General features: G+C 39.4%; 2 tRNA genes and 1 rRNA gene. All 3 read left to right on the top strand.

Annotated features, from left to right (window positions below):
- Positions 1 to 2: 2 nt before the first annotated feature.
- Positions 3 to 120: ribosomal RNA gene (rrf, locus tag DW721_RS15875) — 5S ribosomal RNA — on the top strand.
- A 5-nt stretch (positions 121 to 125) separates the two neighbouring features.
- Positions 126 to 199 (top strand) — tRNA-Ile (locus DW721_RS15870).
- Positions 200 to 240: 41 nt separating this feature from the next.
- Positions 241 to 313: transfer RNA gene (locus DW721_RS15865), tRNA-Ala, on the top strand.
- Positions 314 to 815 lie beyond the last annotated feature (502 nt).

The raw sequence follows: 815 nt of genomic DNA, 5'->3' as shown, positions 1-815 counted from the left end.
TCTTTGGTGGCGATGCGCTTAGGGGAAACACCCGTTCCCATCCCGAACACGATGGTTAAGACCTAAGCGGCCGATGGTACTATGCTGGAGACGGCATGGGAGAGTAGGTGGCCGCCAATTAAAATGGGCTTATAGCTCAGCTGGTTAGAGCGCACGCCTGATAAGCGTGAGGTCGGTGGTTCGAGTCCACTTAAGCCCATTAAAAACTAAATATTTGCTAACTTAGTTTTTTATTAAGTTGGGGGCGTAGCTCAGTTGGGAGAGCACCTGCCTTGCAAGCAGGGGGTCAAGAGTTCGAATCTCTCCGTCTCCATTGTGAACAAAAGTTCACAGTCAACAATTTAAATTTTTTTAAAAAAGTGTTGACAAAGCAAAATAAGTTTGATATACTTCAACAGCTGTCAAAAACAGCAGATAAGTAAATAAAACTTATTGGTACCTTGAAAACTGTATATTGATTAGAGTAATAGATAGATTGAATAACAATGTATCATGATGAAGTTACGAAGTAACTTCTAATGGTTCGATTTTCAATCGAAACTATTCAGACATCCAAGCGCGTTATATTTAATATAACGGTTGATTCAAAAGCATATTTGCTTTTAGAATTTAACAAATGCTAAAGAAAGCAAACTAACAAATATGGTGATAACGCTATATCAGCCATATGAGAATCAGAATCGTTCAAGATGCAACAGAGTAAATAAAAGTGCAAGTTTGCTTGCAAACTTGTAACGCAAAAGTTTACTTTTGCATTATGGTCAAGCTGATAAGGGCGCAGGGTGGATGCCTTGGCACTAAGAGCCGAAGAAAGA

Source organism: Clostridium sp. AM27-31LB (assembly GCF_003480745.1).
Taxonomy (GTDB): Bacteria; Bacillota; Clostridia; order Lachnospirales; family Lachnospiraceae; genus Butyribacter; species Butyribacter intestini.
This window is presented reverse-complemented; position numbering and strand designations above follow the sequence as displayed.